Origin of the sequence: Niabella pedocola (assembly GCF_021044425.1) — a bacterium.
Classification (GTDB): Bacteria; Bacteroidota; Bacteroidia; order Chitinophagales; family Chitinophagaceae; genus Niabella; species Niabella pedocola.
This window is the reverse complement of sequence record NZ_JAJNEC010000005.1, coordinates 613,644-628,559: the sequence shown is the minus strand read 5'-3', so window position 1 is coordinate 628,559 and position 14,916 is coordinate 613,644. Positions and strand designations below refer to the sequence as shown.

The following is a 14,916-nucleotide window of genomic DNA, read 5'->3' as shown; positions in this document are numbered from 1 at the left end:
TCTTATCCGCCATTGCAAATGCAACGTATGAATAGCGGAGAACCGGTGCAGCAGTACGATCGATAAAAGGAATACGATCCCTTTGTAGACCGATATAGTATACGGTGACTGGCAGTGGCTGGCGTCCTGGAATCCGGTAAGCCGCCGGGTTTAGATGGGCCTACCCAAACAGCCACTCCACATCCTCCTGTGCCAGGTTCTTGATAAAACCTTCATCTGTAGAAATCAGGTCGGCGGACAATTGTTTTTTACGCTGCTGCAGTTGCAGGATCTTTTCTTCAATAGTATCCTTGCAGATGAGTTTATAGGCAAATACATTCTTGGTTTGACCGATCCGGTGCGTACGGTCGATGGCCTGCTGTTGAACGGCTTCATTCCACCAGGGATCGAATAAGAACACATAGTCTGCAGCCGTTAAGGTAATACCGGCATTACCCGCTTTCAGACTGATCAGGAACAAACCGGTTGTATTGTCTGTTTCCTGGAAGGCCCGTACCATTTCCATACGTTGTGCGGCCGGTGTTTGGCCGTCAAAATGAAAATAGTTGATCTGCTTCTCCCTGCAGATTCCGGCGATCAGGTTCAGCACCCCGGTGAATTGTGAAAACACCAGCACCTTGTGCCTGGGGAGTACCAGTTCCAGTTCTTCAAAAAGCCGTTCCATTTTTACGGAAGCATTTCCCTGCTCCCCGGCCTCCGGCAGGAGTTGCGGTGCGTTGCAAACCTGGCGCAGTTTTAAAATGCCCTGTAGTACATCCAGCTTGGCCTTGGCCATTCCCTTTTTCTCTATATCGAGGAAGAGGCTGCTGCGGATCTGTTCTTTCACTTCATCATACAGCGCCCGTTGTTTATCGTCCATGTCACACCACAACGTGATCTCTGTTTTTTCCGGCAGGTCAGGAGCTACCTGCTCCTTGGTACGCCGCAGTACAAAGGGCGCAATGAGTTTTTGCAGCAGTTGTTTTTTAACATCGTCCCCGTTGCGGTCGATGGGATCCGCATATTCCCGTTTGAAAAATTCCCGGGAGCCCAGTAATCCTGGCAATGCCGTATGGAGCTGTGCATAAAGATCAAAGGTATTATTTACAACAGGGGTTCCGCTGAGGGTAAAACAATAAACAGACCGAAGCTCGCCGACTGCCCGGGTGATTTTGGCAAAGGGATTTTTTATATTCTGACTTTCATCAATGAAAACAGACAGGTAAGATTGGTCACAAAGTTGTGCGGCTTCCGTTCGGAACGTACCATAGCTGGTGATCAGCACCTGTTGAGCGGGGTTACCGATAACCGAGGCATCGCGCTGCGGGCCATGGAAAACAGTAACAGTCAGGCCCGGTGCAAATTTCTTTAATTCCTGTTCCCAGTTATAGATCAGGGATGCGGGGCATACGACCAGGCTTTGCATTCCCGGTCTGTTTTCTATGGCGCGGGCTAAAAATGAGATGGCCTGTAAGGTTTTACCCAATCCCATATCGTCTGCCAGGCAACCGCCGGCACCTGCATCCGCCATCAGGCACATCCACTCATAGCCTTTTTGCTGATAGGGCCGGAGGGTAGCTTGCAATGTGGATGGTAACGGGTATACCTCGGCATCGCTTTGCCATTGCTGCCATTGTTGCCACCAGTTTCCTGCACTCTTATTAGCAAATACAGCGTTTTCATTTCCTGGTTCCTGCAGGGAGAAGGAGAGCCAGCGGGCAATGGTTAGCTCCTGTTTATGAATTTTTGCATGCTTCACCAGGGTTGCATACTGTTTCATCCATGCGTCGTTCAGTAACCCCAGTGTGCCACCTTTGAGCAGCACGGTGCTTTGACCCGCCCATAAAATTTTCTGTAATTCCTGTAACGGAACATTTTCTTTTCCGAAGCGCACAGCAAAACGACAGGTAAGCTGGTTGTCTTTTTCCTGCAGCCATTCAATATCGGTTTCCGGCAGGTGCGATGAATACCGGAAGTGCCGCAGCATATCCATGCCCTTCAGGTCTACCCCGGATAATAATAACTGGTGATATACTTTTGGGAACCACTGCCGCTTTTGAGCTTCAGCAAAAGGCAGGTAATAGTAGCCCTTATGCTGATCCGGAAAGCGCGGGTGTAATGATTCCAGCAATGTTTTCAGTTCCTGCTCCTGCTCCCGGTTGCGGTGGATGACCACGCGTTCTCCGTTTTGCCGGATTTCTGTTGCCGCTTCCCAGGGGTTTTCTACAGTATACCCGTCATAGGTCCATTGGGGTGTTAACATTAAAAAGGTATCGCTCAGCTCACTGAGCAGTACACCAGGTACCGGCGGTGTTTCCACCGTTTGGCTGTCCTGGAGGGCATGAGGCTTTACAGGGTACCGCTCTTCCAGCCTTGAAAGAACCGGTCGCAGCACATCAGCGGTGGCCGAACGAAAAGCCGCTTCTTTTTCAAGTCCGTCAAGGGTTTGCTGATCGGCAAGCGGCATCAGGAAATATTCTTCGTCCTTACGCAAAAAGAAGTGATGCCGTTCCAGGTTACTCAGCAGATGATCGGTTCCCGCAATTTCGGCAATCGCCTGAAGCTGGTAACCACTTGCGGATTCGGCGACTTCAAATTTTAAATAGGGCCGTTGGGCACTGATGCGGCACGGGCCGGTGATCCAGCGGTCTCCGGTGCCTTTATAGCTATGATACCATTTAATTTTTTCAAACCAGGGTTTTACCTGGCGGAAAAGCTCATAATGATGTTTTACAACTTCTTTTTCCTGGAAATCGCGATAAGCAAGCGGACTGTTCTGGACCTCAAAGTACTGTTTGATGGCAGCGATCGTCTTGGACAAATTGCTTTCACTGAAAGCGGCCAATGCCTTGATGAGTGGATCGGGCAGGCGGCCAAAATGCCCCACTACCGAACGGGAATCGATGGCTGCTTTTTCATAAACGGGCGGCCTACTGCTTTTATCTACCGAAAGGATCTGCAGTAGTCCCTGCTTTTCTCCCGCTTTATGTGCGGTGAGCAATATTGCCGTGGTACGTTGCGCCGTCATTGTTGTTGATATAGGGCCGCGCAAGATAGGCAAAAACGGAGCTGAATATTTTTTTGTTTTCTGTTTTTAATGTGTATAACCGGTAGTTGTTCCAGCTTCGTAAAACAATTTTAGGCACGGGTCCTTAAAATACTAACGACTGATCATTATGCTTTAAAATGCATCTTTTTGCAACTTTTATGTTTTATAGTATGGTGTTATTTGCGGTTTTTTATAAAAAGTTGCAGGTTTTTGCGAAAAACTCCCTATCTTCATTTCTATATTAAAACTGATTGACTTGCTAAAAAAAGAACGACAAGCTTATATACTGCACAGACTGGACCTGCACAATAAAGTAGTGAATGCAAGCTTATGTACTGATATGGGTGTGTCTGAAGACACGGTACGGAGAGATCTGTACGAATTATCGCAGGCGGGAAAACTGATCAAGGTACATGGCGGTGCATTATCACTGGCTTTTAACGAAGTGAAGTTTGAGCCTACCGTTGTTTATTCCCAATCAAAGAAGGTAACGATTGCTGAAAAAGCGATCCGGCTGATCCAGAACAATATGTATGTGCTTACCAGCGGAGGCACCACCATTCTGGAAATGGCAAAACAGTTGCCGCCGCAGCTCCGGGCTACGTTTATCACCGGTAGTATCCCCGCATTAAACGTATACATTACCCATCCCAATATCAATGTGGTGGTAGTTGGAGACAAAGTAAACAAGGCGGCACGCATCACCACCGGGGCCAGCGCATTGTCAAAAATACAGGAAGTGAATGCGGACCTCTGCTTTCTTGGAACCAACGCCATCGATTTGCAGCGGGGTATTACCGATAACGACTGGGAAGTGGTGGAATTGAAAAAAGCCATGATTGCTGCTTCTGCCAAAACCGTATGTCTTGCAATTTCCGAAAAGCTCAACTCTTTTGAGGCATTGCAGGTATGTGCATTAAAACAAATAGACTATTTAATAACAGAATTGGATCCGGACCATGAAATACTGCGGCCATACGCAGCAGCCGGTGTTACTGTTTTGTAGAAAATAAACAATAGAAAGTTATGAGAAGATTACGAATCTATGTGCTGCTGATTGCAGTGCTTGCTTTTTCTGCACCTTGTAGCTTATGGGCGCAGAACAGCCGGGTATCCGGAACGGTGGTTTCGGAGGCCAATAACCCCATGCCCGGCGTAACGGTTACCATAAAGGGAACAAGCATTTCTGCGGTTACAGATGAAGCCGGTACATTTTCAATCCAGGCAGCGGAAGCCCAAACATTGCAGTTTAGCTATGTAGGCTATCAACCGTTGGAGTTAAAGATCTCCGGTGAAGGGCCGGTAACGGCAATGCTGCAGCCGGCGTCTAATTCGCTGGATGAAATTATTGTGGTGGGTTATGGTAAACAACGGCGGGGTAATATTACGGGGGCGGTAACCAATGTGGATATGGACAACCTGAAGAGCCGTCCGATAGCCGACGTAGGCAGGGGCCTGCAGGGTGTTGTTCCCGGCCTATCCATACGCATTCCCAGTGGGGAAGTAGGTTCAGACCCGCTGATCAATATACGCGGATTCATCGGTTCCATTCAGGGCTCCAGCCAACCCCTCATTCTTGTAGACAATGTGGAAGTGCCCAGCATCCAGGATCTGAATCCCAATGATGTGGAAAGTGTTACAGTACTGAAAGATGCGGCCTCTGCATCGATCTACGGGGCAAAAGCAGCATTTGGGGTGATCCTGATCACGATGAAAAAGGGTACAAAAACGCAGGGGAATACGCTTACTTATAGTTCTAACTTTTCCTGGCAAACGCCTTTTAAGGAACTGGAACTGGCAGGGATTGATGGACTGCAATATACCCTGGATGCCCAAAAGAATATGAAAGGATCCGGACCGGCCGGTGGGTTTTGGCGGCTGGATAGTGCCAGTGTGGAAAAAGCCCGGGAGTGGCAACGCCTGTATGGTAGTACGGTAAAACCAACAGACCCCGTTGTATATGGCCGGGATTGGTACTTTAATGGTACTGATAAATATGGTTACCGGATCTATGATCCGATTGATGCCATGATCAAGAAATACAGCTTTACGCAAAATCATAATATTTCTTTAAACGGAAGATCCAATAACACCACGTATAATGTTGGTTTTGGATACCTGGGCCAGGAGGGAATGATGAAGCCGGCCAAGTACGATGATTTTACCCGGTACACAGCCAATCTTAAAGTTTCTACAAAAGTAAATGACTATGTTACCGTAAGGGGGGGCGCTATGTATTCCGATCGGGCTAAACGTTATCCCAATTCAACCAATACCTCCGGTTTTGGAGCAGATCCCTGGCTGTATTTATATCGCTGGAGCCTGTTGTTCCCTACAGGCGTAAAAGAATTGGGTGAAGAGATCAGGGACCCTTATTGGGATGCAAAAAATGCGAACACGGCTACGCTAAAGAATAAATATGTAAATCTTAACTTCGGAACTACCATTGATGTTACAAAGAACTGGCAGGTTATCGCAGACTATACCTATGATTACCGTGGAGAAACACTCAACAATTCTCTGCCTACACTTAGTTTACGGGAACCCTGGTATGCCGCTGTTCCCTGGATAGATGCCGATGGCGATCGGGTATACGTGGATGACGGAGGGAACATAACAGATTCTGCCGGTATGCCCGGTTACCGGTTCCCGCTGGTAAATTATGTAACCAAGGATCAGAGTTATGTGTACCAGTCTACATGGGCGGCACAACGGCACACCGTAAATGCCTATTCGGTGTATAACCTGAAACTAAACACACTCCATGATCTTAAATTTACCCTTGGAACCAATATCGTGGCCAATAAGTGGAACAGCCATTGGTCCAGGAAAACCGATCTGATCAATAAAGATAATCCGCAGTTCGATTTTGCTGTGGGTACGGAAACAACTGGAGGAGACGCCAACTGGGATTCTCAACTGGGCTATTTCGGCAGGTTGAATTATGCGTTTAACGGTAAATACCTTCTTGAAGGAAACCTGCGTTATGATGCCACCTCCAAGTTTCCTGCTGATTTGCGCTGGAAATGGTATCCTTCGTTCTCTGCAGGATGGGTATTGAGCGACGAGGCATTTATGAAGGAACTTAAACCCATACTCAGTTTTGCAAAATTCCGGGGCTCCTGGGGTGCGATTGGTGATCAGTCAGTACCGAATACGCTTTATACATCGACCATGGATATCTCCAAAAATTCATGGCTGACTAGCGCCGGCAAGCAATTTGTACAATTAAGTACACCAGGCCCGGTTTCTCAGGGAATCACCTGGCAGAATATTCAAACGCTTGATCTGGGCGCTGATCTGCGGTTCTTTCGCAATAAGTTTGGCGTTGTATTCGACTGGTATAGCAGGGAAACACAGAACATGATCATCAGCGGGCAATCATTACCTGCAACATTCGGCGCTGCTGCCCCACTGGGCAATTACGGTAATTTGCGGACAAATGGATGGGAAATTGCTTTGGACTTCAATCACCGTTTTCAAAGTGGTCTTGGCCTAAACCTTACAGCCAACTTATCAGATGCGATTACTGTGGTAACCAAGGCTGCGGATTGGAATCTTAAATGGGAAGACCGGAAAATTGACAATACGTTTGTTACCGGAAAGCGGTATGGTGATATCTACGGCTATGTAACCGACCGGCTGTATCAAAAAGAAGATTTTGTATATGATGCCAATGGCAAGTTTGTACAGGAAACGATTATTTGGCAGGGAACCGCTAAGCGCACCAATAAACTGGCAGGAAATAACCCAGTATACCAAACCTTCTTTGAGGATGGTAACCAGATCTTACTCGTTAGCCCCGGTGATGTAAAGTTTGTGGATGTAAACGGTGATGGGTATATCACTCCGGGTAAAAGCACCTTTGGAGATCCGGGTGACCGGGTAGTGATTGGAAATATGTTGCCAAGATATGAGTATGGTTTTCGCATTGCACTTGATTATAAATCCTTTGATTTCTCTGTAATGGGACAGGGGGTAGGCAAAAGAAGCATCTGGGGATCCGGTCAGCTGGCCATCCCGGGCTATTTTGCAAAGGAAGGGGCCATGCCCCAGGCAATTGCCGGAAACTACTGGAGAGCTGATCGTACAGACGCATTCTATCCGCGGGCCTGGGATATGGGCGGCTCAAACTCCGGTTTTGTGATGGTGCCGCAAACACGTTATTTATTGAACATGGCCTATTTCCGGGTAAAGAATATCACCTTGGGATATAATGTAGCAGAACGTATACTCCGGCGGGCAAGGATGAAGCAAGCCCGGCTCTATATGTCCATGGAAAACTTTATCACCTTTGACAAATTGCGGGGACTGCCCATTGATCCCGAGGCGATCTCGGGTGTTTCCATGCTAAAAGGCGATGGTACCTATAACCTGGGCCGTACTGGTACATCGAACCCCACATTTAAGATTGCTTCTGTGGGTATAAACATTGGATTGTAATGCTCTTTCATCTCCTGCTTTAAAACAAATAAAAATGAGACAGAAATATACATTTATATTGATTCTTTTAATAACCGCAGCCACCGGTTGTAAAAAGTTTTTGGACAGACCTCCATTGACCAACCAACCGGATGAAACGGCATGGAGTTCTGAAGATAATGTAAGACTATACGCTAATAAATTTTATACAGGCTACTTTGTAGGATACGGTACTCAGTTCAGCGCCGAATCCGGTGCGGCATTGCTTGGCTTTACGTTTAGTGATGATGTATTTATTATGGGCAACCAGGGCAATTTTACAAGGGCCGTGCCCAATAGTGGGATCTGGGGCATGAGTACCCTGCGTTCGATCAATATTATGCTTGACCGGGTTAAAACGAGGATGAAGGATGTTTTGCCCGAAGAAGCGTATAACCATTGGACGGGTATTGGCCGTTTTTTCAGAGCAATGGAATACGCAGAACTGGTTTCTACCTACGGGGATGTGCCTTATTTCGATTATGTACCTGTAGAAACAGATCTGGCCGACCTGTACAAGCCACGTACTCCACGCAACCAGGTAATGGATGCGGTATATGAGGATTTGAAATTTGCCATGAGCAATGTAAGAACATCTGATGGCGATCAGCAGGTGAACCGGTATATCGTAGCGGCCTTTGCATCCAGGATTGCACTTGCTGAAGGTGCTTGGCAAAAATATTACTACAATAATGCAGCTCAGTCCAACAAATTTTTCCAGCTGGCCCAGGATGCTGCGGCACTGGTGATGAATAGCGGAAAATATGATATTGCTACTGACTTTAGAACGCTGTTTACCTCCAATACACTGGCGGGAAATAAAGACGTTATCATGTACCGGCACTACGATCCGGCCGTTGGGGTAACACATGCCGTTGCAACCAATAACAATTTGTCGGAGTCTGTTGCTTTTGGACCCACTACGGACCTGATTAAATCCTTTATATGTGTGGATGGGAAACCGTATCAAAGTTCAGGAGTAGTTAATGCCGGTGACTTTACCTTGTCGAATATGGTTAAAACAAGAGATGCACGCCTGGAAGCTACGTTTTACGATAAGCCCAATGTCAGAAACCGGGCTTCTTACTGGTATATCAATAAATTTCTGCCCAGAAGCGTGGTGGCAACAGTTGATGCCGGAGGATCCGTACCGGTAGAATTTACTTCCAATAAAAATCAAACGGACTATCCTGTTTTTCGGTATGCGGAAGTATTGTTAAACTGGATTGAAGCGCGGGCTGAATTAGGTGTTGCCACGCAATCAGATATTGATGTTTCGATTAACAGGATACGAAACCGGCCGTTGGCTCCGGAAGCCATTGCAAAAGGGGTGACCAAAACAGCACCCCTAAACCTGTCTGGCCTGCCCGATGATCCGTTAAAAGACCCTTCAGTGCCTGCTTTGTTATGGGAGATCCGGAGAGAACGCCGGATGGAATTTGTTTTTGAGTATTCCCGTTACCAGGATCTGAAACGCTGGAAAAAATTGGATTATATGGATACAGATGCCAAACCAGACCTGTTATCCGGCGGTTGGGTAAACTTCTCCGCCGAGTTGCCTACCGAGCTGGTTCCGGCCAAAGTGGGGCAGATCTCGGTAGTACCGCTTACAGGTTCCGCAATTGTTTACAATGGTAACAATGGGGTCGCCTTAAAAGGATTTTACCGGGGTGTCAATACCAATGGCCGGCTGCCGTTCCTGAACCAAACCGGAGTAAACCCTTATCTGTCGCCGGTGGGTAAAACCCAGATGGATGACTATAAAAGTATGGGCTATATGTTGTCGCAAACAGAGGGATGGCCGGTATATCAATAATCGATTAGTCAATGAAAAATTGAATAAAATGATAAAGAATATTTCAAAGTACACAACAGTGATGATGACGTTATTGGTCACGTTATTGATGATGTCATGTCAGAAAAAATATCCGGCGAATGTAGACTCTACGGATGAAGTGGTATTGAAGTCCATAAAAATTGTAAATGCAGGCGCAAACAGGAATACAACTTTAGAAGGTACGATAGACGAGAACAGCAAGAGCATTTCCTTTCCTCGTTTGGATACAATGAGCGATTTCAGTAATTTAAGGATTGAAGCAGTGATGTCAGACGGAGCGGCGCTGGAAACGACTTCGTTCCAGCTGGACTTCAAAGATGGCAGCAATTATTTTATTGATGGTAGATCAACGCTTACCAAAGTTGTTAAAGTAAAAAACAATATGCATTTTCGGGAGTACTTTGCTACGTTGGTTTTAAAAATTCCTCCCTTTGGAGCTGATTTTGCAAAGCCGCAGATCTATGATTATTCCAATAACAGTGTTGGTAATCCTACCTATCCCGATTTTGTTTCCCAAAGTACTCGGTGGACAGGATTTGATGGAAACAAGGTGTTAATAGTAGCCAGAACCGCCAGCAATCCGCATTTGCTGAATGTAAGTGATCTGAAACAAAATGTCATCAATAAAATTCCGCTCAATCTTACCGGCGTAACCGGAGGTACCTTTGCGTACAGTAGTGGGGCTCAAATTAACGGGCATACTTATATTTGTAATTTGGCATCAGCGCCACCATTAAAAATATATCATTGGACTGATCCTGCAAAAGCCCCAGATATTATTGGAAGTATCCCTTATACATCTATACCAACCTTGGGTTCTCGTTATGGCGATAATATGTCGGTAAGTCTTGATGCGAATGGTAATGGCTATATGTTTTTTGGCGATAATAATGGCGGCTCCGTTAATATAAGAGATATATTAAGAGTAAAGGTAACCAATTATACTACATTGTCTGAGCCTGTGTCCATTCCTGCACAACCCGGCGTTACAGCATGGATGACCATGACTGGCGTGCCAAATACCAATGAATATGTATTGACGGGGTATGCTGCTCCCATTAACCTGGTAAACGAGTCCGGCGCACTGTCTTATACACTGGCCAACAACGCGGTTCCCATCTATGGAACGGATGCCCGTATTTTTACATTCAACCGGGAACGTTATTTGATCATGACAGGCGCTGCCCGGGATGCCAACGGGGCTACAGTTTTGTTTGTATACGATATTACAAAGGGGGCTACGACCAAAGAAGCATTGGAAATTTTCAACAACAAAGCAGATAAGACTGAACTATTTAAGTTTCCGCTGATGGGGCCGGCTAATGGTGCGCCCGGTACACAATCCGGTTGGTACATTACAAAAGATGTAAATGGTACTGATGATAAACTTACGCTTTTTGCTGCTTCTGCAGATGCCGGTTTTGTAATGATCGATTTTCCGAAAAAAGCACTGGACGATTAATGTAACGGTTATTGAAGAACATTCATACATCCCGCCGGGGGCGGAATAATTAAATTTAGGATATGAAAAAGAATATCTGGCTTTTTATAATTGCAGCGTTCATATTAGGGCTGAACGCATGTAAAAAAGATGATGATAGTGTGGGCCCCGAACCCCAGGAAGATGCATTTACCATCCCCAAAAAGGAAATGCGGGCCGTGTGGGTTACCACTGCCTGGGGACTGGATTGGCCACAGGATCAGTATAATATGGCTGTGCAGAAGCAGCAGTATATCGATTACCTGAACCGGTTTCAGCAGTTAAACATCAATGCCGTTTTTGTGCAGATAAAAGGTATGGGCGATGCATTCTATAATTCGCCTTATGAACCCTGGAGCGCAGTCATTACCGGTACAAGAGGAAAAGATCCCGGTTATGATGTGCTTAAATTTATGCTGGATGAGGCACATGCCCGGGGTATGGAATTTCATGCCTGGTTAAATCCGTATCGTATTGCCACACGCGCAAGCAGTACCACAGCCTATCCGGCCCTGCATCCGTCAGTTCAGCCAGAATGGGTGGTAAGCCATGAAAAGATCCAGATCTACAACCCTGCGGTTCCTGAAGTACGGCAACGACTGGCGGATATTGTAAAGGATATCATTACCAAGTATGATGTGGATGGTATCCATTTCGATGATTATTTTTATCCGGATCCTTCCACTGCCGGTACCATGGTTTCGGATAATGCAGACTACGTAAAGTATGGTGCGGGCATTGCTTCCATTGAAAATTTCAGAAGAGAGAATGTGAATAAAGCCATAAAGGGCGTACATGATATAATTGTAGCTACCCGGCCGGAAGTGGTGTTTTCCATATCGCCTGCGGCCAGCGATACCTACAATTACAATACCTTATACGCGGATGTGCTGAAATGGAACCGGGAAGGCTGGCTGGATATCATCATTCCACAGCTCTACCAGCAGATAGGCGCTGCATCCAACGACTTTAAAGAGCGCCTGCAATGGTGGCACCAGTTCCGCTACCAGGCAGCAATGATGGTAGGCTATGGATATTACCGGTTTGGGGATCCTGCGGCACCCGCTGCTTTTCAGTCGGTAAATGAGCTGGAAAAGCAATTGGCCATGACAAAAAAATACCGGGCTTCTGTAGGGCATTTGTTGTATAGTGCCAAGTATATTATGACCAACCCCATCGGTATTACCGATAAGTTAGCCACGCTTTGGACTACTCCTACGGTGATACCGTTTTTAGGACGGAGCGTTGCTGCCGACCCGGCGGAGCCGCAAAATGTTCGTATTGAAGGCAACAGCCTGAAATGGGATGCGGGTGGAAATACACGGTCTGTCGTTTATTTTACGGCCGATCTGAAGCAGGAAGCAAAAGTATTGGCTATTATAGGTGAGCATACCGCCGATGCTACTGCGGCGGGCTATTATTGTGTAACCACGATCAACAGCGACAATAAAGAAAGCAAGGCTTCTAAAGTGATCAAAAAGTAATAACTCACGGCTTATATAAATGCCCGCAAACCTTATCTCATAAAGGTTGCGGGCATTTTCTTTGAAAGCTGTAAGGCCGTTTTTTAACAACGCGCCAAGCTGCTCCGGAAGTTTGGTTTACAATCCTTCCAAAAAACTTTCGCTGATATACCGGCCTACGTCCGTAAGATTTTTTGTCTGCTCAAACAGGGCCAGCTGCCGGTCGGCCCCGGTACCGCGTTCCAGGATCTTATGTACATGCTCAATACGATGCCGGCTGCCCAGGTGGTCGATAACAGGGTCCAGGAAATCCAGTAATTCGTAAATCAGCGCGCGGGTATTCACCTCTTCTTCCTTTCCGAAATCGATCAGGTACCCATCGATGCCATAACGGCTGGCACGCCATTTATTTTCATTAATGAGGGGACGTGAGTACTGGATGAAATTCAGATTTTTGCTGCGCAGCATATAGATGCGGGCGCAAATGGCCTGGAACAGGGCGGCAATAGTAATGGTTTCATCTACCGTCATCGGGATATCGCAAATACGGAATTCTACGGTGTTAAAAAAGGGGTGCACCCGCAGATCCCACCAGATCTTCTTGGCATTATCGATGCAGTTGGTTTTGATCAGCATTTTTACATAGTTGTCGTAAGCTTCAATGCTTTCAAATGCATCAGGGATGCCGGTACGGGGAAACTTGTCAAACACTTTGGTGCGGTAGGATTTATAACCGGTAGTTCTTCCTTCCCAGAAAGGAGAGTTGGTGCTCAATGCAAAAATATGCGGAAGGAAGTACCGTGTAGAGTTGGCAATATGATTGGCCAGCTCCCGGCTTTCCATGCCCACATGCACGTGTAGTCCGAAGATGAGATTACTGCGCGCGGCTTCCTGCAGCTCGGCTACAATTTCGTTATACCGGATATGATCGGTAATCAGTTGCTTTTCCCAATGACTGAAGGGGTGCGTGCCTGAAGCACCAAGGGTGAGATCGAGGGTGCCGGCAATATCCGATATGGTCTTACGCAGCAGGGCCACGTCATTATAAGCCTCATCAATGTCCTGGCAGATATCGGTGCCTACTTCCACCACCGCCTGGTGCATCTCTGCTTTTACCTTGTCCTTAATGATCTTCTGCCCCTCTTGTACTATCTTTTGCTCATGGCTCTTTAATTCAAAGGTCTGGTTGTCTAAAACCATGTATTCCTCTTCCACGCCAAGCGTGAATGTTTTATAATTGATGCTCATTTTTTATTAATGTGAATCCCGAGGACTATCGGGAGTGGTGATTTGAAAATTTGAAAATGAATGGCGTCTTTTAAATTTGGAGTGGGCCTAACCCGAACCAACTATTTATTACATTCCCGCATTTTCAAATTTTCAAATTCATTTCCCCGCACTTCTCTTTACATATTCGCCCCAGGTCAGGTTGTCGCCTCCATTATTGGCCTGCGCTTTTTCGATCGCGTAATTGGCGGCTGTTTCCACCACCCACTCGAAATTTTCGGCACCCACGCTTTTTATATCCGCGTCAGGGGCGGGGTTGCAAAAGTCGATCGCATAAGGAACGCCGTCCCTCAACGCCAGTTCCACTGTATTAAAGTCGTAGCCCAGGTACCGGTTTATTTTCAGCACAATATCCGTCATCTCCTGCAACTTTTCAGCGGAAGGCGCAAAATCAGCCACATAACGCAGGTGGTGCGGGTTGCGGGGCTCATACGGCATAATGCGAACATGTTTTCCGCCGATGCAATAACAGCGGTAGTATTCTTCAAAAACAATTTCTTCCTGCAAGAGCATTACCAGCTGGCCGGTTTCGCGGTGTTTTTCAAAGAACTCTTCTTTGTCATGTAGTTTGTACACATTTTTCCACCCGCCTCCGGCAAAGGGTTTCATGTACGCCGGAAAGCCTACTTCCTGGAAGATACCTTCCCAGTCGAGCGGGTAGGCAAGGTTGCTGAACGACTCATCGGAAGTGTCGTCTGGCCGGTCATGCGAAGGAAGAATCGCTGTTTTGGGCACGGGCACCCCGATCTGCGTCATCAGGCAGTTATTAAAATATTTATCATCGGCGCTCCACCAGAAGGGATTATTGATCACCGCCGTGCCGGTTACAGCCGCATTCTTCAGCCAGGTACGGTAAAACGGAACGTCCTGGCTGATACGGTCAATGATCACCGCGTAGCCGGAGGGTTGTCCCTGCAGGGCTTTGTCGATCCGCACAGGTTCTGCAACGATCCCGTCGATCCCCTTGCTGTTTACCCGCTGCACAAATGCTTCCGGGAAAGAGCGCTCTTTACCAAATAGAATTCCGATTTTTTTCATTTTCTTATTGTTTATTGTTCTGCCGTGCAGAACCGGTTTAATGATCAATGGCCGCATTGTGGCTGCAGGCCGGTGTCTGTAAATGATGATCCGGGAATGAGGTGAAAGATCCTCTGTAGTTTGTTGTTATCGCATACGCCTTGTTTTAAAGGTGATTTCATAACCCGGCAAAGGGACGAATGCAGTTCCTGTCGAACCTGGCTTCATACCGCTTTTTACAGGCTCCATATTTGTTTTGTTTAATTTGAGATTGAATTTAAGTTATTCTCTAATTCCTCACAAAAAATTATTACTGGTCTTAATATTTCGGTACGGGAACAGG

8 protein-coding genes are annotated in these 14,916 nt (G+C 46.7%); 5 read left to right on the top strand and 3 right to left on the bottom strand.

The genetic code is table 11. From position 1 onward, the window contains the following. Positions 1 to 160: 160 nt before the first annotated feature. Entirely contained in the window at positions 161 to 3,007 is a 2,847-nt protein-coding gene (locus LQ567_RS10200; protein ID WP_231004402.1) for a DEAD/DEAH box helicase, read from the bottom strand. Between the two features lie 277 nt (positions 3,008 to 3,284). Between LQ567_RS10200 and LQ567_RS10195 the strand changes: the two genes are divergently transcribed. From LQ567_RS10195 to LQ567_RS10175, 5 genes are all read left to right on the top strand, one after another. Beyond that, positions 3,285 to 4,034, top strand: coding sequence for a DeoR/GlpR family DNA-binding transcription regulator (locus LQ567_RS10195; RefSeq protein WP_231004401.1), 750 nt, complete (start codon positions 3,285 to 3,287; stop codon positions 4,032 to 4,034). A 20-nt stretch (positions 4,035 to 4,054) separates the two neighbouring features. Next, positions 4,055 to 7,471, top strand: a complete 3,417-nt coding sequence (locus LQ567_RS10190) for a SusC/RagA family TonB-linked outer membrane protein (RefSeq protein ID WP_231004400.1) — start codon at positions 4,055 to 4,057, stop codon at positions 7,469 to 7,471. Positions 7,472 to 7,505: 34 nt separating this feature from the next. After that, positions 7,506 to 9,305 (top strand): RagB/SusD family nutrient uptake outer membrane protein, encoded by a 1,800-nt coding sequence (locus LQ567_RS10185; RefSeq protein ID WP_231004399.1) that lies wholly within the window; start codon positions 7,506 to 7,508, stop codon positions 9,303 to 9,305. Positions 9,306 to 9,333: 28 nt separating this feature from the next. Further along, complete coding sequence (locus LQ567_RS10180) at positions 9,334 to 10,788, top strand: DUF4623 domain-containing protein (protein ID WP_231004398.1); 1,455 nt, start codon at positions 9,334 to 9,336, stop codon at positions 10,786 to 10,788. A 62-nt stretch (positions 10,789 to 10,850) separates the two neighbouring features. Beyond that, positions 10,851 to 12,290 carry a glycoside hydrolase family 10 protein gene (locus tag LQ567_RS10175; protein ID WP_231004397.1) on the top strand — a complete coding sequence of 480 codons (1,440 nt, stop codon included), beginning with the start codon at positions 10,851 to 10,853 and terminating at the stop codon, positions 12,288 to 12,290. Positions 12,291 to 12,407: 117 nt separating this feature from the next. Here the strand turns inward: LQ567_RS10175 and LQ567_RS10170 are convergent, their stop codons facing one another. Together LQ567_RS10170 and LQ567_RS10165 are read right to left on the bottom strand one after the other, a co-directional pair. Further along, positions 12,408 to 13,517 carry a carboxylate-amine ligase gene (locus LQ567_RS10170; protein ID WP_231004396.1) on the bottom strand — a complete coding sequence of 370 codons (1,110 nt, stop codon included), beginning with the start codon at positions 13,515 to 13,517 and terminating at the stop codon, positions 12,408 to 12,410. A gap of 138 nt (positions 13,518 to 13,655) precedes the next feature. Then, positions 13,656 to 14,594 carry an ATP-grasp domain-containing protein gene (locus LQ567_RS10165; protein ID WP_231004395.1) on the bottom strand — a complete coding sequence of 313 codons (939 nt, stop codon included), beginning with the start codon at positions 14,592 to 14,594 and terminating at the stop codon, positions 13,656 to 13,658. Positions 14,595 to 14,916: the final 322 nt, after the last annotated feature.

Bases quoted from the DNA above. Each gene is read 5' to 3' on its own strand.
- LQ567_RS10200 (WP_231004402.1), bottom strand. From the start codon at position 3,007: ATGACGGCGCAACGTACCACGGCAATATTGCTCACCGCACATAAAGCG.
- LQ567_RS10190 (WP_231004400.1), top strand. From the start codon at position 4,055: ATGAGAAGATTACGAATCTATGTGCTGCTGATTGCAGTGCTTGCTTTT.
- LQ567_RS10185 (WP_231004399.1), top strand. From the start codon at position 7,506: ATGAGACAGAAATATACATTTATATTGATTCTTTTAATAACCGCAGCC.
- LQ567_RS10180 (WP_231004398.1), top strand. From the start codon at position 9,334: ATGATAAAGAATATTTCAAAGTACACAACAGTGATGATGACGTTATTG.
- LQ567_RS10175 (WP_231004397.1), top strand. From the start codon at position 10,851: ATGAAAAAGAATATCTGGCTTTTTATAATTGCAGCGTTCATATTAGGG.
- LQ567_RS10170 (WP_231004396.1), bottom strand. From the start codon at position 13,517: ATGAGCATCAATTATAAAACATTCACGCTTGGCGTGGAAGAGGAATAC.
- LQ567_RS10165 (WP_231004395.1), bottom strand. From the start codon at position 14,594: ATGAAAAAAATCGGAATTCTATTTGGTAAAGAGCGCTCTTTCCCGGAA.